This is a genomic window from Nocardia sp. Marseille-Q1738, assembly GCF_965283145.1.
In genome coordinates, this window is record NZ_CBDIMS010000003.1 from 178,668 (window position 1) to 197,356 (window position 18,689).

Genomic DNA, 18,689 nt, shown 5'->3' on the forward strand with positions numbered 1-18,689 from the left:
AAAGGGGCAGGAGTTTCCATGTCCGAGGTGTCTATGAGCCTTTCGGCGGATTCCCTGGCCGCAGGACCGATCGACCAATTGCTGCCCCAGCTCGTCGAGCACCTGCGCCAGAACCGCACTGCGCTGCGTGAAGAGTGGGCGCGCCGCATCGCCGACGCCCAGCTACTCACCGCCATGACCCCGGAGGAGATCTTCTCCGAGGCGACCTCGATCTACGACGGCTACGTCGACGTGCTCGAGACCGGTAGCGTCGAAGCGCTGCAGGCTTACGCGCGCGACCTGTCCGAACGCATCATCCCGAGAGGCGTCGAGACCGACGAGGTCATCGGCATCGTGCTGCTGCTGCGCGACGTGCTGGCACGCAGCCTTTTCGAGAAGTATCAGTCGGACTTCGAACTCCTCAACAAGGTGCTCGACGCCTACGAACCGGCCGCCAACCGCATCGCCAACACGGTGACCGTGTCCTTCGTCCAAGAGCGCGAGCGCGTCATCCGCCAGCAGCAGGAAGCCATCCGGGAGCTGTCCACGCCGGTGCTCCAGGTGCGTGAGCAGCTGCTGATCCTGCCCATCATCGGCGTGCTGGACAGCCAGCGCGCCCGCCAGCTCACCGAGCAGCTGCTGCGCGCCATACGAGCCAACCGCGCGAAGGTCGTCGTCATCGACATCACCGGTGTGCCCGCGATCGACTCCACGGTGGCCAACCACTTGGTGCAGACCGTCGACGCGTCCGGACTGATGGGCGCGAACGTGATCATCACCGGGCTGTCCTCGGAGATCGCGCTGACCCTGGTCACCATCGGCCTCGATCTGTCGAAGATGAACGCGGTCGGCGACCTGCAGGGTGGCATCGAGGAAGCCGAACGCCTGCTGGGTTACGAGGTCTCCCGCGTCACCGAACGCGACGGCCGCTGATCAGGCGGGCGGGCAGATGCCGGTTCCGATTCTCAAACAGGGCACGTATCTCATCGCGTCGGTGCAGTCCGCGCTGACCGACGCCGACACCGAGCGCCTGCAGGACGACCTGATGAAGCAGGTCAGCAAATATCGGGCACACGGCATCATCGTCGATGTCACCGCGATCGACGTCATGGATTCGTTCGCCGCGAGATCGTTGCGTACCATCGCGCACATGACGCAGCTGCGCGGCGCCGAAACGGTGATCGTGGGCCTGCAACCAGAAGTCGCGTTCGCCATGGTGCAGCTCGGTCTCACGTTCGAGGACATGCACACCGCCCTCGATCTGGAAGAGGGACTCGCCTGGTTGGACCGCAAGACCCCAGCCCGTCGCCAGCGAGACGGTCGTGACAGTGGCCGCTGAGAACGTGGTGATCGCGGTCAGGGTGTCCGGGGACATCGTGACCGCACGTCAGGCCGGACGCGAACTGGCAGCAAAGCTCGGATTCACCCTCACCGATCGAACCATGATCTCCACGGCGATCTCCGAAATCGCCCGCAACATCACCAGTTACGCGGGCAGCGGCGAAATCCGTTTGCTTGTCGATGACCGAGAAGGGCGCCAAGCGCTGGTGGTGCAGGCCGAAGATCAAGGGCCCGGCATCCTCGACATCGCTCGCGCGCTGGAGGACGGCTACTCCACCGGTCGCGGCCTCGGACTCGGCCTGCCCGGCGCCCGGCGGTTGATGGACCGGCTCACCGTCGACTCGGCGCCCGGCCGCGGCACCCTGGTGGAAATGTGGAAGTGGGTGCCCAACGGTGCATGAGGACGGGCTCATCGGCCGGATCGAGTGGGCGGTGGCCGGTCGCGCACTGCCCGGTCAACAGGTCTCCGGTGACCGCAGTGTCGTCCTCGACACCGGCGGCGGCACAGCTCTTTTCGCCGTCATGGACGGGCTCGGGCACGGCGCCGCCGCCGCGGACGCGGCCGACCGCGCGGTGCGGGTGCTCGCGGAGAACCGCGCCGAACCGCTCGACGTGCTCATGGTGCTGTGTCACCGCGCGATGGCCGACACCCGTGGTGCGGCGATCTCGCTGGCCCTGTTCGACGAGGGCGACACGGTGCGCTGGCTCGGCGTGGGCAATGTCGAATCCCAGGTGCTCACCGCGGGTCCTGCCGGTCTGACCGTGCGCGCCACCGTGCTGCTCACCGCGGGCATCGTGGGCTACCGGCTGCCGGCGAACCTCCAGCCGCAGTCGGTGTCGGTCCGCCCCGGCGACCTCCTGCTGATGTGCACCGACGGCATCGTCGCCGAATCCGCCACGGGCATCGACCTTTCCAAGTCCACCGCCGACATCACCGCCGAACTCCTCGCCGCGCACGCCAAGGACACCGACGACGCGCTCGTGCTGGCCGCCCGGCACCGCGGTGCGGGAGCAGCGCCGGGCCGCGCGGTCATGGCGGAGCGGAGCGCCGGCGAGGCGGACACATGAGTGCGCTGCTGGCCGATTTCCTGGACGCCTACGCGGACGCGCTACGGCGGCACCTGCATTCGCCCAGCCAAGCGGGTCTCGCCGAAGGGTACGAACTCGGTAGGCGTGCGCTGGTGGAGGGCATCAGCCTGCTCGATCTCACCGAGAACCACTTCCGGGTCGTCCAGAACGAGCAGCACCGGCACGACGTCGCGCCGGAAGGCGGCGAGTCCGAGAGTCGTGTGCCCGAGCACGCGCTGGAATTCCTGTTGCAAACCCTGGTTCCGTTGGATATCGCCACCCGCGGCTATCTCGACGGCACCCGCCGATACGAGCAACAGCGTTCGCGCGCCGACGATCTCGCCGGACGGGATGCCTTCCGCACAGCGCTGGTCGAATCGCTTCAGGACGGCTTCTTCGTCGCCGACGCGCAGGGCACCATCATCGAGGTCAACACCGCATTCGGCGCGCTGACCGGCTACGGCGCCGCGGGTGTCCCCTACCCGCTGCCGCATCCGTGGTCGAGCCCGGAGGGCACGCGCTACCCCGATCTGGGTACCGAGGCGCAGCGTTTCGTCATCCCGATCCGGCATCGCGACGGGCGGAACGTGTGGCTCGCGGTCAGCACCAGCGCGCTGATCAAGCCGGAGGGCAACGAGCGGATCTTCGTCGGCACCATCCGCGATGTGACCGCCGAACACGATGCGCAGGCGCGCGACCAGGCGGCCTCCCGGCTGGCGACCGCGGTCGGTGCGGCGACCAGCGTGGTCGAGGTGCTCGCCGTCGGGCTCGACGAGCTGCGCCGCACCGTGGGCGCGGAGACCGCGGTGGTGGCGGTGTGGCCGAGCCGCACTGCCGCGCCAGAGGTATACGTCTCCGGCGCGGGCGCGGACGGCGCTTCGCACAACGGTGCCGCCGCCCTCGACGACCGGTCGCGCGCGCTGCTGGACCGGGCCAGGCGCAGGCCGCCACGCAGCCTCCTGGCCATCCCCGAAGGCGCCGAGAGCTCCGAGGGCATCATCGCGCCGCTCGGTGAGACTCGCGACGCCGCCATGTGGTTGCGTTTCGCCGCGCCCCGCGCGATCAGCGCCGCGGACTGGACGCTGTTCTCCCTGTTGATCGGCCACCTCAGCCTCGCGGTCCAGCGGGCGCGCAACTTCGACCAAGCGCGCGCCACGTCGCTGACCCTGCAACGCGCCATGCTCGGCCCGATCGAGCTTCCGCCGCGCTTCTCGGTGCACTATGAGCCCGCGCTGCCACCACTGGAGATCGGCGGCGACTGGTACGACGTGGTGCCGCTGCGCGACGGAACAATCGGCGTGGTGGTCGGCGACTGCGTGGGCCGTGGCCTGTCCGCCGCGGTGGTGATGGGCCAGCTGCGGACCGCGGCGCGCGCGCTGCTGCTGCGCGGCGCGGGACCGGCGCAGTTGCTCGCCGAACTCGACACGGTCGCCGCACGCATCCCGGGCGCCATGTGCACCACGGTGTGCGCCGCCGTGCTGGACCCGGTGCGCGGGCTGGTCCGCTACAGCAGCGCCGGGCACATGCCACCGATCCTCGCCGATGTCGGCAGGACCGGCAGGCTGCTCGAGGGCGGCCGCTCGGTGCCGCTGGCGACGTTCGATCCGCCGCGCCGCCCGGAGGCCACCACGGCACTGGCCCCCGGCTCGACGCTGGTGCTGTTCACCGACGGCCTGGTCGAACAGCGCGGCGTCGACATCGATGAGGGGTTCGCCAAGATCGCCGCGGTGCTCGCCGACACGTCGGGACGGCTGCCGCGCGAGGTCGCCGACGCGGTGCTGTCCCGGCTGCGGCCCGCGGCCGGATACGACGACGACGTGGCCATGGTGGTCTACCGCCAGCCGCCCGCGCCGCTGCGACTGGACGTGCCCGCGCACGCGGACGAGCTCGCGGTCTTGCGGCGCACGCTGAAAGGCTGGCTGGCCGCCGCGGCGGTACCGCACGACTTGGCCGCCGATCTGGTCGCCGCGGCCAACGAGGCGTGCAGCAACAGCATCGAGCACGCCTACCGCAACGGCGACGCCGGGCAGGTACTGCTCTCGGCCACCTGCGATATCGACACGGTCGTGATCGTGGTCACCGACACGGGCGACTGGAAGCCACGCGCCTCCGATCCCGGCTATCGCGGCCGCGGCATCGACATGATGCGCGCACTGACGGAGGAACTCGACATCGACAACTCCGGACCGGGGACGACGGTCCGGATGTCGGTGACACTGCCCGCCATCACCTTCCCGGTGGCCAACCCACTGCGTGGCACGAACCGGCGGATTCCCGGGTGATGGTGCGGCGGTAGCCAGCAGCACCGGCGCCACCACCTCCGCTCGGTCGGATCACGCACCAACGGTGTTGCCTATCTTTCCTTTTCGATGAGGCGGATGCCGGTGACGATGTCGGGTTCGATGGCGATCACCGCGTCGGTCACCTGGTCGACCCACGGCCGCAGCAGCTGCTCGTAGTGGGCGGCACGGGCGGGATCGGTAACGGTGTGCGCGAGCCCGACCACGACGACCGACCACCCCAGATGCCGGACCGGATCGATCTCGTCGGCCTCGTAGGCGACCACCACGGGAAAGCTTCCGCGCACGGCGGTGGTGAGCCCCGACGAGAGACTGGTTCGCACGATGATCGCGCCGCGGTCGTCGACCAGGTGATTAACCGGGCGGATGGCAGGTAAGGCGTTGCGGGTGAAGACCACTCGTCCGATCGGCACCCCGGCAAGCAGTCGCATCGCTTCCGCACGGTCCAGCGCGACGGTCTCGCGGGCACTGGGCCCCTCGGCGGTTCGCTCGGTCACGAGACGGCCCGCCTCGGGCCTGAGGGGCCGCACCGGTCGAGCCGATCGGCGACGAATGTGGCGATGCACCCCCGGGGACCGGCGACCTGCACCCTGATCGGCCTGTCTCGATCGTCGATGTTCACCTGTGCCAGCACCGGACCCGTGACATCCGGCGGGCCGGTGAACCTCACCCTGGCCGTCTCGACGCCGCCACGGCATCGCATCGCACGCTCGATCGACCGCACTGTCCTGGCGAAATCGGTCGAGTCGCCAGAACCCTTCGCCCGCACCGTCACCACCGACGCCGCTTCAGCCGACTCCAATTCGGAAGTACTCACCGGCATCGACTCGCTTTCCGCTCCCGCGATCACCACTACGACTCCGGCGAATATCCCCGGATCGGCGCGTCCCCGAGTAGGGCCGAAAGTCCCCGTGCCGGATGACCAGTGCACCGCTGAATGCCCGATCCGGACGCGCCCGACCACCGCTTGCCGTCAGCGCGATCGACCGAGCCGCAAGTTACACACCCAATGTTTCTCGGGGCGCTCGACTTTCCGGCGACCAGGCGCACGGCCGAGCCTGTGGTAGGCGGCCATCCAGCTCGGCCACGCTTCCCTACGTCACTGGTGGAAGTGACGGTGTCGGCGTTCACCGGGCAGGCTCATCCGCTCGCGCGCGAGTAGCGTCATGTGCGGGTTTCCTCGTCCGGCCGTTTCTCGAGCATTTCCACGAGAGCCGAGGCGATGAGGGCCACGGCCCGATCATCGTCGTGGGTCAGTTGCTGCAGGATGTCCAGCGCGATGGTCCCGGGCATCTCGGCGAGTGCCTGGGTCAGTCGCATCCGCATCGCCGAGTCCGCTGTGTGTGCGGTCAGCTCGTCGACCAGCGCACTCAGGATCCGATCTGCCCACTTCGCGTCCCGTGCCAACGTGCCCAAGAGCTCGGCCGCCTCGACATCGTTCGGGCCCTCGACCACCGTGCCGACTAGTGCCGGCACAGCCAGGGTCACGCCCCGCGCACCCAGTGCGAGAGCAGCATGTCTGCGGATCGTCGTGTCCTCGTCCCCGAGCGCGTCCGTGAGCACCGCGGTCGCCTTGTCGCCGGGTAGCTCGGCGAGCGCCAGGACCGCGCGGCGCCGGACGTCGACGTCCTGCGAGGCCATGCCGGATGCCACGCTCGCCACACCGTCACCGCCGGCCCGCGCCAGGGCCCACCGCAGGGCCCCGGCAACGTTCGGATCGGATTCGGTGAGGACCGCACCGGCCAGGAGCTCGGCGGGCACCGGCACGTCCTCGGCCGGGGCCAGGACGGCCTGCAGCCGCCGGGCGGCACTCTGCGAACCGAGTCCCCGCAGTAGCTCGACGATGCGCAGGACATCGTGCCAACCGGAGGGCTCGGCCGCATCGACCGTACGGAGCCGCTCGAGGAGTTCCTGCTCCCGGTTCAGTCGTTCCTCGGTTTTTCGGATGAGGTCGCCGACCAGTGCGGACGGGGTGAATCCGAGATCATCGAGAGCGGATCTGATTTGGCTCAGTGACAGTCCCAGGGACCGCAACCCTTCCACGTGGAAGATCCGCCGGATGTCTTCGGGGGAGTATTCCCGGTAGCCACCCACAGTGCGGCCGGTCGGTCGTACCAGCCCGAGGGAGTCGTAGTGCCGGAGCATCCGCGCGCTCACCCCCGAGCGGCGCGCCACCTCGCCGATCAGCACGCGGTTGTCTCCTCCCGGTCCGGACCGAGCGCGACGACCCGTCTCGCCGCATCGACGGCGAGGTCGAATCCGGCATCCGGGTCGCGCAGGAGCCGCTCCGTGGCGCTCGCATGCGCACGCACCGTCGGGTCGTGACTTGCCATCGCCGTTCGCAGGACCGGCTCGACCACGTTGCCGAGCGCGACGAGGGCACGGCTCAGACTCAGCCGCACTTCCCGGTCACCGCGGCCGAATTGCGTGGCCAACTCCGCGGCCAGCCTGTCCTTCTCCCCGTCGGGCACGAGAACGACGGCAGCGCGCCATGCACTCCGCGCGACCTCGTCGTCGGCGTCGCGCAGCAATGACCGCGTGATCGAGGGCCACGCGTTCGGGTCCCCGATTTTGGACAGCGTGTGCAACGCTTGGCTGCGGGCCTGTGCACGCTCGGAACGGAGTTCCGCGCAGAGTTTCGGAACCGTGATCTCCGGTGAGAGACGGGTCAGCGCCCAGGTGAGCATGTCGCGGACGAAGAAGTCCGGCTCGATCGCGCACCGTTCTACGAGCGCATCGACGAAACCGGGCTCGGGATGCGTGCCGACTGCCAGGGCCGCCTGCAGCCGCGTCGACGAGTTCGCAGCCGCCAATGCGTCGAGCAGCCGCGTGTCCTGTGGATTCCTATGTGTCGAGTTGATGGGGACCACCTCCGACAGCCAGTGAAGGCCTTGTCACAGTGACAATGTCAAGTTCGCGGGCGAGCCGCCGTGCACATCGTTGTACTCGACGCAACTCGCCCGCGTTCGCGCACGACTCGGTGCCGATCACACTGCCGAGCGCGACGATCGCACGCGGGCGCAGTTCGCTGCCCTCGAGACCGCACGCGACGAGGCGGCCGATAGTGGTGCCGGTCTTCGTATTTCGGCGCGGCGGTTACGCCGGTCACGTTCGGGTAAGTTGACTTCGGAGAACGCTCACAGCCTTGTCGCGCCTGGCGTGACGAGGCTCGATGGTGCAGAGGTGGGAAAGTGGCGAATTGCGAGCTGGGAGGTCGGCTGTGAGCGGCGAGGGGGCGACCAAAGTTCTCGACGTCCAGGTGCGCGAGCACGGCGAGGTCGACGTCGTCATCGTGCAGGGCGAGGTCGACATGGCTTCCGCACCGCAGCTGCAGGCCGCCTTGAAAGAGGCTCAGCGGGGCGGAAAGTCGCTGGTCGTCGACATGTCCGAGGTCGGCTTTCTGGGCTCGGCGGGACTGAGCGTGCTGCTCGTCGCTTCCGAAGCGCAGCAGGCACGACTGCGCGTCGTTGCCTCCGACGCGGTGCGCCGCCCGATCGAACTCACCGCGCTCGACGAGCTGCTCTCGGTGTTCCCCTCGCTGGACGCCGCGCTCGCCGCGGACGAGAGCCGCACCCCGAGCTGACCGCGCCTGATGGGCGCTGTCGGACGAAGTCCGTCGAAACCCGCGCGTATGGCCGGAGCGAAAGGCGGAGGTACGCCTAACGCTGCCGCGGCAACCGTACGACCTGCACGAAGAACTCGTCGATCTGCTTGATCGCGGCCACGAACTGGTCGAGATCCACCGGCTTGGTCACGTAGGCACTGGCGTGCAGTTTGTAGCTGCGCAGAATGTCCTCTTCGGCCGCCGAGGTGGTCAGCACGACGACCGGGATGTGCGTCAGCTCCGGATCGGCCTTGATTTTCTCCAGCACCTGCCTGCCGTCGTACTTCGGCAGGTTCAGATCGAGCAGGATCAGATCGGGTCGCGGCGCGTTCGCGAATCCGCCCTGCCGGTACAGGAAGTCGAGCGCCTCCTGCCCGTCGTGCGCGACGTGCAGCGTGTTGCCGATCTTGTTGTCCTCGAACGCCTCCCGCGTCATCAACTCGTCGCCGGGATCGTCCTCGACGAGCAGGATGTCGATCGGCTGGACGGGAATGGTCATACGCTGGCCCTTTCGGTGGTTTGGCTGGACTCCGTCCTCGCGGATTCGACGGGTTGGAGGGTGAAGCAGAGGCGGGTGCCGTCGCGGTGGTCGGTATCGATCCAGATTCTGCCGCCGTGATATTCGACGATCTTCTTGCAGACGGCCAATCCGATTCCCGTACCGCTGTATTCGTCGCGGCCGTGCAGACGCTGGAAGATGACGAACACCTTCTCGGCGAATTCCGGTGCGATGCCGATGCCGTTGTCGGTCACCGAGAACTGCCAGCCCTCGGTCCCTTCCGCGGCGCGCTCGCAGTCGACACGCACGACCGGCGGAACGTCGGGCTTGCGGAACTTGACGGCGTTGCCGATCAGGTTCTGCCACAACATCGCCAGCAGCGTCGGCTCACCGAGGATTTCGGGCAGTTCGTCCGGTAGTTCGATGGTGGCGCCGTTGTCCTCGATCGCCGACGACAGGTTGGTGAGTGCCTTGTGCAACGGCTGGTCCAGCCGGGTCGGCTCGATGCCCTCGCTGATCCGCCCGACGCGGGAGAACGTCAGCAGGTCGTTGATGAGCACCTGCATGCGCTTGGCGCCGTCCACCGCGAAGTCGATGTACTGCCTGCCGCGTTCGTCCAGCTCCGAGCCGTAGCGCTTCTCCAACAGCTGGCAGAACGAGGCGACCTTGCGCAGCGGCTCCTGCAGGTCGTGCGACGCGACGTAGGCGAACTGCTCCAGCTCGGCGTTCGAGCGGCGCAGCTCCTCGGCCTGGAGATCGAGGTCCGCCTTCTGCTGCTCCAGCAGCGCCTGCTGCGCGCGGGAGGCGCCGAGCTCGGCGACGATCCGACGTCGCATATCCTCCACCGCCTCGGCGACCAGGGCGAGGTCGGCAGGACCGTGGGCGTCGATGCGATGGTCGAATTCACCGTCGGCGACCCGCTTCGACGACTCGGTGAGGTGGCCGAGCGGGCGCGCGACCAACCGCCGGATCAGCGCGGTCAACACGACGCCGGTCAGCAGGATGGTGGCGATCAAGCCGGAGAGCACTACGTTGCGCACCGTGCGGGCGTGCGCGAGTTCCTCGCTGCCATGCGCGACCTCGGCCGCGATGTTGTCGCGCTGCGCGGCGGATGCGGCCCGCACCTGATCGAAGATAGCTTTGCCGCGCAACGCCGCCGAGGTCTCGACCGGACGGGTGGTGCCGGTGGTCACGGTCGCGGCCAGCGGGTCGGCGTACTCGTCGCGCCACCGCTGCGCCGCCCGCTCCACCGCCTCGACATCGGCGATCCGGTCCGGCCGGTCGGCGAGCAGCTCGCGCAGCCGGGCCGCGGCGCGCTCCTGTTCCCGCTTGCCTTCGTGGTACGGCTCGAGGAACCGCGAGTCGGCGGCGATGGCGTAACCGCGCAGGCCGGTCTCCTGGTTCACCAGCGCGCTTTCCAGGCGATATGCCTCGGCGGCCGCGGGCATGGTCTGGCTCAGCAGCCGGTCGGTGACCCGATTGGTGTGCGCGATGACCTGCCCGCCCGCGATCGCGCCGACGATCACCAGCAGGACCATCACGGCGAGCACGAGCTGGAACCAGCCCTGCGCGGTCAGCCTGCCGACGGTTGTTCTCGTCATCGGTCTCGCCTCCCGTCCGCTCGCCAGCGCAGATACAAGATCGCCAGGTCATCGTCCAAACCGCCTGCGGAGCCAGCCAATTCCTCGACCCGGCGGATCAGCTCGTCGACGAACGGTTCGGCCCGTTCGGCGGGAACCGTACCCGCCAGTTCGAGCAGGCCCTGTTCGCCGAGCCGCTGCGCACCCGCGCCGACGCGGCCCTCGAACAGGCCGTCGGTGAACAGCATCAAACCCGCGCCGTCCGGGAGATCGATCTCGTGACTCGGCCATTGGGCGCGCCCGGGCAGAAACCCGAGCGCGGGTCCGCCCGGCACCTCGAGCCAGTGCAACTCGTCGCCGCGCCGGCGCAGCATGCCGGGGTGCCCGGCGCGCCAGACGTGCACTCGGCGCGTCCGCGGGTCGAGTACCAGGCTGGTCGCGGTCGCGAAGGTCTGCCGATCGGTGCGCTCGGCGAGCAACACCTGCTCCAGCAGACGCAACTGCCGCGGACCGGTGACGCCGCTGAGAACCAATGTGCGCCAGGCCAATCGCAACGCGACACCGGTGGCGGCGGCGTCGGGTCCATGCCCGGACACGTCGCCGATGACGGCGTGCACCGTACCGTCCTCGCTCTGGACCACGTCGTAGAAATCGCCACCGAGCAGCGAATGCGCGCGACCCGGGCGGTACCGCGAGACCACGTCGACGGTCCGGTCCGGTCCGAGCAGCGGTTTCGGCAGCAGGCCGCGTTCCAATCGGGCGTTCTCCTCCGCCCGCATCTGGCTGGCCTGAAGGGCCGCGCTGGTGCGCTCGGCGTGTTTGCGCTGGATCGCGTAACGCACCGCGCGCACGAACACGTCGGGTTCCACCCGGCCCTTCACCAGATAGTCCTGCGCCCCGAAGGCGACCGCGTCGAGGCCGGTTCGCTCTTCGTCGAGGCCCGTCATCACCACGACGGCGACCCGATCGTTGTACGCGCGGACCCTGGCCAGCGCCTCCAAGCCCTGGGCGTCGGGGAGGTGCAGATCGAGCAGCACGCAATCGGGAACCGAGACGCGCAGCCGCTCGCCCGCCTCGGCCAGCGTCCGCACCCACTCCAGGCGCAGACCCTGCGCGACATCGGCGACGAGCTCCTCGACCAGCAAGGCATCGCCGGGGTCGTCCTCGACCAACAGCATCGTCGGTTCCCGGTCCAGCCGGCTCGAATCGACAGAGACATCAGCATCGTGGGTGCGCAACGACACCACGGCCTCCGATCACGACAAACTGGCGTCACCCCGGGGGCACGCCGACATACTCAGCGGCCGGTTGCTGGACCGAGAGGCAGCAGTGATCGTATCCGATCTTGTACGCGGCGCGGACTCGCCGGGCAATTGCTGTGTTGGCGCCGGTTCCCGCATCGTAATAGTTGGGCGCGGAACGACGACACCGAGACGGCTTTGTCGCGGTCCTCTGTGCGCTCCTCCGGCGATGGCCTGCCCTCACGTCATCGCGATGACGACCTTTCCGGCCTTTGCGCGGCTCTTCTCGACGTACTGCAGGGCCTCGCGGGTCTGCTCGAACGGGAAGACCCGGTCGACGACTGGACGAATCTTCCCGGCGTCGATGAGCGGCGTGAGTTCGCGCAGCTGGTCGCCGCTGGCCTTCATGAACAGGAACGAGTACGTGACGGTGCGGCGCTTGGCGCGGCGCCGGATCTTGAAGCTCAGCGCGCTCATCGCCAGTCGCAGGATCGCGTTCGCGCCGAGCTCGCGAGCGAAAGCCGCGTCGGGAGGGCCTGCGATGCTGATGACCTTGCCACCGGGCTTCAGTACCTGCAGGGATTTCTCGAGCGTCTCGCCGCCGAGGGTGTCCAGCACGACGTCGTAGCCGTCAAGGACTGTCTCGAACGCCTGCTGCTTGTAGTCGATGACGACATCCGCGCCGAGCTCCTTCACGAGGTCGATGTTGGCCGTGCTCACGGTCGTTGCCACGTGCGCACCCAGGTGCTTGGCCAGCTGGACGGCGATGGTGCCCACGCCGCCGGAGCCCGCGTGGATGAGGACCTTCTGACCTGGCTGCACCTGTGCCCGCTCGACCAGCGCCTGCCACGAGGTCAGGGCGACCAGGGGAAGGGACGCGGCCTGCGCCATGGTGAGCGTGGCCGGTTTGATCGCCACATCGTCCTGGTGGACGGCGATGAGTTCGGCGAAGGTACCGATGCGGTCTTTGCCGGGCCGCGCGTAGACCTCATCACCCACCGCGAACCGCGTGACGGACGATCCCACCTCGACCACCACCCCGGCGAGGTCGTTGCCCAGGACGAGCGGGAGACGGTACGGCAGGATCGCCTTGAAGTCCCCGTCGCGCAGCTTCAGGTCCAGCGGGTTGACGCTCGCCGCGTGGATCCGGACCAGGACGTCGTCGGCGCCCACCCGCGGCTCGGGCATCTCGCCGGCGCGCACCCCGGCCTTGTCGCCGTACCGCTCGATCATGAAGGTTTTCATCATCGTCTCCGTTTCTCGTCCGCCCCGGTGGGTGGTGACTACCGCAACCGCGTCCTCCTTCAGTTCCATGCCTACCCCCAGTGTGCGGGCTGAAGGCCTCCGGCCTGACCCACGGCGGCTTCTCCAAGCAGTTCGCCTCCAAAGAGGCGCTCATCGACGAAGCCACCGCCCACGCTTTCGACGAACTCACCCAGCTCCACAAGGACGGACTCGAGCAGAACGCCGAGCAGATCCTCACCGCCGCGCGCGCGGCTTTGACGGCAACCGCGACCAGCTGATCGGTGACGACCGATGACGGTCGAATACCCTATTCGGCATGCGCGTGCGTTCAGGTTGAGGGCGGATGCATTGCGCGACAACCGATCAGCGGCTACTTACCGTCCGCTCGGTTGGTCACATCGGTCCGATACCGCAGCAACCATGAACATCTCGACCTCGCCCGCTACATCGTGACCGCTATCGACAACGCCTATGCCCCGAACTTCGTTCTGCGACACCACTATCCGCGTACCTCGCTCTCCGGCACACGGCCGACTATCGACTCTCGGGTTGTCTGTCTACACTGACGGCTGTGGCATGCCGCATCAGTGAGCTGGTCATCGACGCCGCCGACCCCGACCGGCTCGCCGGATTCTGGAGCAAGGTCCTCGGCTACGTCGAACTCGGCCGGGAGGACGACGGAAGCATCGAGATCGGGCCGCCCGACGCCGGCTTCGGCGGCCCGCAGCCCACCCTCATCCTCATTCCCAGCAGCGACCCGCGGACCGGGAAGCTCCGACTGCACATCGATGTCAACCCCACCGACCGCGACCAGGGCGCCGAGCTGGAGCGGCTGCTCGCTCTCGGCGCCAGGCCCGTCGACGTCGGCCAGACCGTCACCGACAGCTGGCACGTCTTGGCCGACCCAGAAGGCAACGAATTCTGCCTCCTGCAGGCCCGGCTCCAGCCCCTGTGACCACGTGCGCCCTGACTGTCGGGCACACAGCTCGCCCACCTTCACCTATGCGCATGCGTCGCTGGCGGAGGCTGTGTCGGCGTCCACCGGGGGCGCATCCCCGCGCGTGAGCAGCGTCATCCGGTGGCGCCGCGACCTCCGCGACCTCCGCCTGGTTCGCGCCCTCGATGCATTGTTCGGCTCGACGAACACTCCTAGGTTGCGAATCTGCGGCAATTTGTGTGTGGTGAAGAGGTGACCAACACTTCCGGAGACGCGTATCCCCTCGCGGACACGATGACCACCACGGTTGCGGCGCTCGACGGCGCGACGGTGCTGACGGTGGCCGGGGAGGTCGATCTGGCGACAGCCCCCGCCCTGGAGAACGCGATCGAGGCCATTCTCAGCGGGAAGCCCGCGGCCCTGATCATCGACCTCACCGCGGTCAGCTTCCTCGCCTCGGCGGGTATGGCGACGCTCGTCGCTGCCCATCAACGCGCGGGCACCGCGACCGCGATCGCCGTGGTCGCCGAAGGCCCGGCGACCAGCCGCCAGCTGAAGATGACCAGCCTGGATCAGGTGTTCGCGCTACATTCCACGCTGGACGCGGCGCTCGCGGCGCTGCGTCAGAGCTGACCAGGGCCGTCGCCGCCGTCGCACCGGGCGACGGCGGCGACGCTGCGCTCACACCAGTTCGCGCAGCTGCTCGATCAGCTTGACCCGCTCGGCGGCGGTGCCCGCCATCGGGACGACGTTCAAGACCGTGACGCCCGCCTCCCGGAAGGCCGCGACCCGCTCCTTGACGTAGCCCGCCGGACCGACCAGGGAGATGTCCCGCGCCAGCGCGTCCGGGACGGCCTTCGCCGCGGCCTCCTTCTCGCCGGCCAGGTACAGCTCCTGGATGCGGTCGGCCTCGGCCCCGTAGCCGTACTTCGTGGCCAAGGCGTGGTAGAAGTTCTTGCCCTTGGCGCCCATGCCGCCGATGTACAGCGCCAGGTGCGGCTTCACGAACTCCAGCAGCGGTTCGACGTTGTCCCCGATGGCCAGCGCCGGACCGGCGAACACGTCGAGGTCGCCGAGGGCGGGGTCACGCTTGGCCAGGCCCGCGTCGAGCGAATCGCCCCACACCTCCCGCGCCTTCTCCGGCAGGAAGAAGATCGGCTGCCAGCCCTCGGCGATCTCGGCGGCCAGCTCCACGTTCTTCGGCCCGAGCGCGGCCAGCAGCACCGGAATACGGTCGCGGACCGGGTGATTGATCAGCTTGAGCGGTTTGCCCAGACCGGTCCCCTGCCCGGCGGGCAGCGGGATCTGGTAGTGCTTGCCCTGGTACTCCAGGCGCTCGCGCCGCCACACCTTCCGGCAGATCTCGACCAGTTCCTTGGTGCGGCCGATCGGCGCATCGTAGGGCACGCCGTGGAAGCCCTCGATCACCTGCGGACCCGACGCACCCAGGCCGAGCAGGAAGCGGCCGTCGGAGACGAAGTCCAGGCCCGCCGCGGTCATCGCGGTCAGGCTCGGGGTGCGCGTGTAGATCTGCAGGATGCCCGAGGCCAGCTCCAGACGCGTCGTCTTGGCGGCCAGGTAGCCGAGCGCGCTCACCGCGTCGAACGAGTACGCCTCGGGCACGAACACGATGTCCAGACCCGCCCGCTCGAGGTCGGCGACTTCGGCCGCCGCCTCCTTGAAGCCCCCCGAGTAGTTGATGCTCAATCCGATCCGCATGGCACTCAACATAACGGCGACTATGTGGCGCCCGCGCACCGGCCAGCCGGGAATGCCCGCCAGAGGTGTGGTCGCGGCCGGATCCGCCGGTGCGACGAGGTAGCGTCTACCCGTAGTCCCATTCTCGCCGAGAACGAAAGGCAACATCCCCGTGTCGCAGCCCAGCACGTCGTCCACGGACACTGCGCCGTCCTTCGGCGAGGTCAACCTCGCGCAGTACCTGAACGATCTGGCCGCCAAGATTCCGGCGCCGGGCGGCGGCGCGGTGGCCGCGGTGCACGCCGCGCAGGCCGCCGCGCTGGTGGCGATGGTGGCTCGCTACACCACCCGCGCCAAGGACGCGGACAACCGCCCCGTGGTCGACCGCATCATCGAGGCCGCCGACGCCGCCCGCGACCGGGCTCTGGCGCTCGCGGACGCCGACGCCGCCGCGTTCACGGCCGTCGGCGCCGCCTACAAGCTGCCCAAGGACACCGCGGAGGAACGCGCCGCCCGCACCGCGGCGATCAACGCCGCGCTGTTCGAAGCCGCCCGCGTCCCGGCCGCGGTCGTCGACGAGGCCGACGAGGTCCTGTCGCTGGCCACGGAACTGTTCCCGATCGGAAACCCGAACGTGGTCACCGATATCGGTGCCGCCGCCGACGCCTGCCGTGCCGCCGCGGCCAGTTCGCAGCTCAACATCGAGATCAACCTGACGTCACTGCCCGCGGCCGAGGGCGATCGCTTCGCGCCCGTGCTGCTGCGCATCGACGAGCTGACCGCACGCGCCGACGCTCTGCACGCCGACGTGGTGCACGCACTACGCAAGTAGTCCCGCGCCGTCAGCACGTTCATGCGGGCGGGTTCCAGGCGACCAGCACTATCTTGCCGCGCACCCGTCCGGATTCGCTGATCCGATGCGCCTTCGCGATCTCCGACAGCGGCAGGACCTGGTCGATCGTGGCGCGCAGATGCCCGCGTTCGACCATGGTGGTGATCTCGCGCAGCGAGACGCCGGACGGTTCGACGTAGAAGCGCTCGTAACGCGGGTCGGCCTCGGCGTCCGAACCCTGGGTGTCGATCAATCTGCCATCGGGGCGCAATACGGCGGCGGAGCGGGAGCCGTATTCACCGCCGACCAAATCGAGCACGATATCGACGTCACCGACTGCGGCGCCGAAATCGACCGCGGTGTAATCGATCACCTCATCAGCCCCGAGCCCACGCAGGTACTCGTGGTTGGCGGCGCGTGCGGTGCCGACCACGAACGCCCCGCGGTGCTCGGCGATCTGGACCGCGAGGTGCCCAACGCCGCCCGCGGCCGCGTGCACGAGCAGGCGCTGTCCCGCACCGAGCGCGGCCAGCGCCTGCCAGGCGGTCAGCGCCGCCGCCGGCAGTGCCGCCGCGTGCACGAAATCGATGTTCCTCGGCTTCTGCGCCAATGTATCGGCCCGCGCCACAACGTATTCCGCGTTGCCACCGCCGAACACCATGCCGTACACCGGATCGCCCACCGCGAAGCGGTCCACGCCGGGACCGAGTTCGTCCACGACACCCGACACGTCGAGGCCCAAGGTCAGCGGCGGATCACCCAGCCCGCCGATCAGCCCGGCGCGCGCCTTCCAGTCGGCCGCGTTGACGCTGGTGGCGGCCACCCGCACCAGGACCTCCCCGGGACCGGGCCTCGGCCGATCGACCTCCACCATGTGGAGAACTTCCGGACCTCCGAACGCATTCTGCGTGATTGCGAGCATGCGACGATTCTGCGAGAGCCTGGTACCTTCTGGAAAGAAGGCACCTTTTTGATATCGAGGTACCCGATGGATACTGCCTGCGACTGGCCGAAGTCGCCGAGCCTGGTCGAGAGCTACCTGCACCATTGCCCTGCCCGGGAAGTGCTGGCCGTCCTCGCCGACAAGTGGGTCATGCTCGTGCTGGGCGTCCTGCGCGACAACGACGGGCCGATCCGCTTCAACGAACTGCGCCGCCGCCTGGACGGCATCACCCAGAAGATGCTCACCCGCACGCTGCGCAACCTGGAACGCGAGGGGTTGGTGCGCCGCGCGGTATACCCCACGGTGCCGCCGCGGGTGGAGTACTCCCTCACCGAACTCGGTTCGAGCATCGGTGCACTCAGCCACGCCATGGGCGTGTGGGCCGTCGAGCATCAGCACGAAATCTTCGCCGCGCGAGAAGAATTCGACGCGCGGTCGGCGACCGAACCGGAGCCCCTGCCCGCACGCCCCGCCCGCTGATCGAGCTACCCCGGTATCGGCGCCTGTTTCCTTCGCGGCCGAACGGGTAGGCGACCAGTGGTAGGCGATTCCGCCGGAGACAACTGGACCACGGACCAAATCCATCCGTGGCCGAGTTGATCATGCGGGCTTAGAATGTTTCCTTGCCTACCACACCATCTCGAAGGGGTGGACGCCATGAGGAGCGCAATTCGGTACCTGTTCCTCGCGACCGTGATCGTGGCACTGGCCGCGTTCGGGTCGGGCGCGGCGGCAGCGACGGTGATCGGACGGCCAACGGCACCTGCCGTGGCGTCGATCGGACCTTCGAACGGCCAGGTGGTGGGTGTGGCTCATCCCGTGACCATTCGCTTCGCCGCGCCCGTGACGGATCGCGCACGCACGGAACAATCCATCGACATCAGAACGACCCAGCCACTCGCGGGCACGCTCGCGTGGACCGGCGATCGCGAAGCGGTGTGGACACCGACCGGGTTCCTGCCCGCCAATGCCCGCATCGCCGTCTCGGTGGGCGGTACACGCACGGAATTCCGGACCAACGCAGGCGTTTTCGGTGACGCCGACATGTCGGCGCACACGTTCACGGTCACCATCGGCGGCACCGTCGTGCGGACCATGCCCGCCTCGATGGGCAAGCCGGGCTTCGAAACGCCGTCGGGCACCTGGCCGGTTCTGGAGAAGTTCCGTTCGATCGTGTTCGACTCCCGCACCATCGGTATTCCGCTGAGTTCGCCGGAGGGCTACATCATCAATGGCGAGTTCGCCGAACGCCTCACGTGGAGCGGCGTTTTCATTCACTCGGCGCCGTGGTCGGTGGATCAGCAGGGTAATGCGAACGTCAGCCACGGCTGCATCAACCTCGCCCCCGCCGACGCCGAATGGGTCTATTACACCCTCGGTATCGGAGACCCGGTGATCACCCACTGGTGATCGGCAGGTCCA

At 68.6% G+C, this 18,689-nt stretch carries 21 protein-coding genes; 12 read left to right on the plus strand and 9 right to left on the minus strand.

All coding sequences use genetic code 11. From position 1 onward, the window contains the following. The first annotated feature begins 18 nt into the window (after positions 1-18). The 5 genes from ACWPXK_RS14290 to ACWPXK_RS14310 are packed head-to-tail and all read left to right on the plus strand — an operon-like array spanning position 19 to position 4,670. A complete protein-coding gene (locus ACWPXK_RS14290) occupies positions 19-912 on the plus strand; it encodes an STAS domain-containing protein (RefSeq protein ID WP_357732523.1) in 894 nt (297 codons plus the stop codon). A 16-nt stretch (positions 913-928) separates the two neighbouring features. Further along, positions 929-1,318 (plus strand): STAS domain-containing protein, encoded by a 390-nt coding sequence (locus ACWPXK_RS14295; RefSeq protein ID WP_040779629.1) that lies wholly within the window; start codon positions 929-931, stop codon positions 1,316-1,318. Beyond that, positions 1,308-1,721 (plus strand): ATP-binding protein, encoded by a 414-nt coding sequence (locus ACWPXK_RS14300; protein ID WP_195083374.1) that lies wholly within the window; start codon positions 1,308-1,310, stop codon positions 1,719-1,721. The genes ACWPXK_RS14295 and ACWPXK_RS14300 overlap by 11 nt, the downstream gene beginning before the upstream one ends. Then, a complete protein-coding gene (locus tag ACWPXK_RS14305; RefSeq protein ID WP_454196598.1) occupies positions 1,714-2,388 on the plus strand; it encodes a SpoIIE family protein phosphatase in 675 nt (224 codons plus the stop codon). The genes ACWPXK_RS14300 and ACWPXK_RS14305 overlap by 8 nt, the downstream gene beginning before the upstream one ends. Beyond that, positions 2,385-4,670, plus strand: coding sequence for a SpoIIE family protein phosphatase (locus tag ACWPXK_RS14310; protein ID WP_454196599.1), 2,286 nt, complete (start codon positions 2,385-2,387; stop codon positions 4,668-4,670). Before ACWPXK_RS14305 ends, ACWPXK_RS14310 begins: the two co-directional genes overlap by 4 nt. Before the next feature lie 71 nt (positions 4,671-4,741). On the opposite strand, the gene ACWPXK_RS14315 is transcribed toward ACWPXK_RS14310, so the two are convergent. The 3 genes from ACWPXK_RS14315 to ACWPXK_RS14325 form a co-directional block, all read right to left on the minus strand. Next, entirely contained in the window at positions 4,742-5,185 is a 444-nt protein-coding gene (locus ACWPXK_RS14315) for a pyridoxamine 5'-phosphate oxidase family protein (protein ID WP_454196600.1), read from the minus strand. A 667-nt stretch (positions 5,186-5,852) separates the two neighbouring features. After that, positions 5,853-6,878 (minus strand): MerR family transcriptional regulator, encoded by a 1,026-nt coding sequence (locus tag ACWPXK_RS14320; protein WP_454196601.1) that lies wholly within the window; start codon positions 6,876-6,878, stop codon positions 5,853-5,855. Then, positions 6,872-7,558 carry a HEAT repeat domain-containing protein gene (locus ACWPXK_RS14325; protein WP_454196602.1) on the minus strand — a complete coding sequence of 229 codons (687 nt, stop codon included), beginning with the start codon at positions 7,556-7,558 and terminating at the stop codon, positions 6,872-6,874. The genes ACWPXK_RS14320 and ACWPXK_RS14325 overlap by 7 nt, the downstream gene beginning before the upstream one ends. A 350-nt stretch (positions 7,559-7,908) precedes the next feature. Here ACWPXK_RS14325 and ACWPXK_RS14330 point away from each other — a divergent pair, with 350 nt between their 5' ends. Continuing rightward, positions 7,909-8,271, plus strand: a complete 363-nt coding sequence (locus ACWPXK_RS14330) for an STAS domain-containing protein (protein WP_454196603.1) — start codon at positions 7,909-7,911, stop codon at positions 8,269-8,271. Positions 8,272-8,347: 76 nt separating this feature from the next. On the opposite strand, the gene ACWPXK_RS14335 is transcribed toward ACWPXK_RS14330, so the two are convergent. The 4 genes from ACWPXK_RS14335 to ACWPXK_RS14350 form a co-directional block, all read right to left on the minus strand. Beyond that, positions 8,348-8,791, minus strand: coding sequence for a response regulator (locus ACWPXK_RS14335; RefSeq protein ID WP_454196604.1), 444 nt, complete (start codon positions 8,789-8,791; stop codon positions 8,348-8,350). Next, positions 8,788-10,392 carry a sensor histidine kinase gene (locus ACWPXK_RS14340; RefSeq protein WP_454196605.1) on the minus strand — a complete coding sequence of 535 codons (1,605 nt, stop codon included), beginning with the start codon at positions 10,390-10,392 and terminating at the stop codon, positions 8,788-8,790. Before ACWPXK_RS14340 ends, ACWPXK_RS14335 begins: the two co-directional genes overlap by 4 nt. Next, positions 10,389-11,549: a PP2C family protein-serine/threonine phosphatase gene (locus tag ACWPXK_RS14345; protein WP_454196606.1), complete on the minus strand. Its 1,161-nt coding sequence runs from the start codon at positions 11,547-11,549 to the stop codon at positions 10,389-10,391. Before ACWPXK_RS14345 ends, ACWPXK_RS14340 begins: the two co-directional genes overlap by 4 nt. Positions 11,550-11,852: 303 nt before the next feature. After that, positions 11,853-12,857 (minus strand): NADP-dependent oxidoreductase, encoded by a 1,005-nt coding sequence (locus ACWPXK_RS14350; protein WP_454197039.1) that lies wholly within the window; start codon positions 12,855-12,857, stop codon positions 11,853-11,855. A gap of 80 nt (positions 12,858-12,937) precedes the next feature. Here ACWPXK_RS14350 and ACWPXK_RS14355 point away from each other — a divergent pair, with 80 nt between their 5' ends. The 3 genes from ACWPXK_RS14355 (at position 12,938) to ACWPXK_RS14365 (ending at position 14,427) form a co-directional block, all read left to right on the plus strand. Further along, complete coding sequence (locus tag ACWPXK_RS14355; protein ID WP_454196607.1) at positions 12,938-13,135, plus strand: hypothetical protein; 198 nt, start codon at positions 12,938-12,940, stop codon at positions 13,133-13,135. A 293-nt stretch (positions 13,136-13,428) separates the two neighbouring features. Next, a complete protein-coding gene (locus ACWPXK_RS14360; RefSeq protein WP_454196608.1) occupies positions 13,429-13,812 on the plus strand; it encodes a VOC family protein in 384 nt (127 codons plus the stop codon). A gap of 276 nt (positions 13,813-14,088) precedes the next feature. Beyond that, complete coding sequence (locus ACWPXK_RS14365) at positions 14,089-14,427, plus strand: STAS domain-containing protein (protein ID WP_454197040.1); 339 nt, start codon at positions 14,089-14,091, stop codon at positions 14,425-14,427. A gap of 48 nt (positions 14,428-14,475) precedes the next feature. Here ACWPXK_RS14365 and ACWPXK_RS14370 read toward each other — a convergent pair whose 3' ends face one another. Then, a complete protein-coding gene (locus tag ACWPXK_RS14370) occupies positions 14,476-15,513 on the minus strand; it encodes an LLM class F420-dependent oxidoreductase (protein WP_454196609.1) in 1,038 nt (345 codons plus the stop codon). Between the two features lie 151 nt (positions 15,514-15,664). On the opposite strand from ACWPXK_RS14370, the gene ACWPXK_RS14375 reads away from it, so the two are divergent. Then, the gene (locus ACWPXK_RS14375; RefSeq protein WP_454196610.1) at positions 15,665-16,324 is read left to right on the plus strand and encodes a cyclodeaminase/cyclohydrolase family protein; all 660 of its coding nucleotides are present in this window, start codon (positions 15,665-15,667) and stop codon (positions 16,322-16,324) included. A 19-nt stretch (positions 16,325-16,343) separates the two neighbouring features. Here ACWPXK_RS14375 and ACWPXK_RS14380 read toward each other — a convergent pair whose 3' ends face one another. Next, on the minus strand, positions 16,344-17,246 hold the full coding sequence (locus ACWPXK_RS14380; protein ID WP_454196611.1) for an NADP-dependent oxidoreductase: 903 nt from the start codon (positions 17,244-17,246) through the stop codon (positions 16,344-16,346). Positions 17,247-17,312: 66 nt separating this feature from the next. On the opposite strand from ACWPXK_RS14380, the gene ACWPXK_RS14385 reads away from it, so the two are divergent. Together ACWPXK_RS14385 and ACWPXK_RS14390 are read left to right on the plus strand one after the other, a co-directional pair. Further along, positions 17,313-17,747, plus strand: coding sequence for a winged helix-turn-helix transcriptional regulator (locus tag ACWPXK_RS14385; RefSeq protein WP_454196612.1), 435 nt, complete (start codon positions 17,313-17,315; stop codon positions 17,745-17,747). A gap of 177 nt (positions 17,748-17,924) precedes the next feature. Continuing rightward, positions 17,925-18,677: a L,D-transpeptidase gene (locus tag ACWPXK_RS14390; RefSeq protein WP_454196613.1), complete on the plus strand. Its 753-nt coding sequence runs from the start codon at positions 17,925-17,927 to the stop codon at positions 18,675-18,677. The last annotated feature ends 12 nt before the right edge of the window (positions 18,678-18,689 follow it).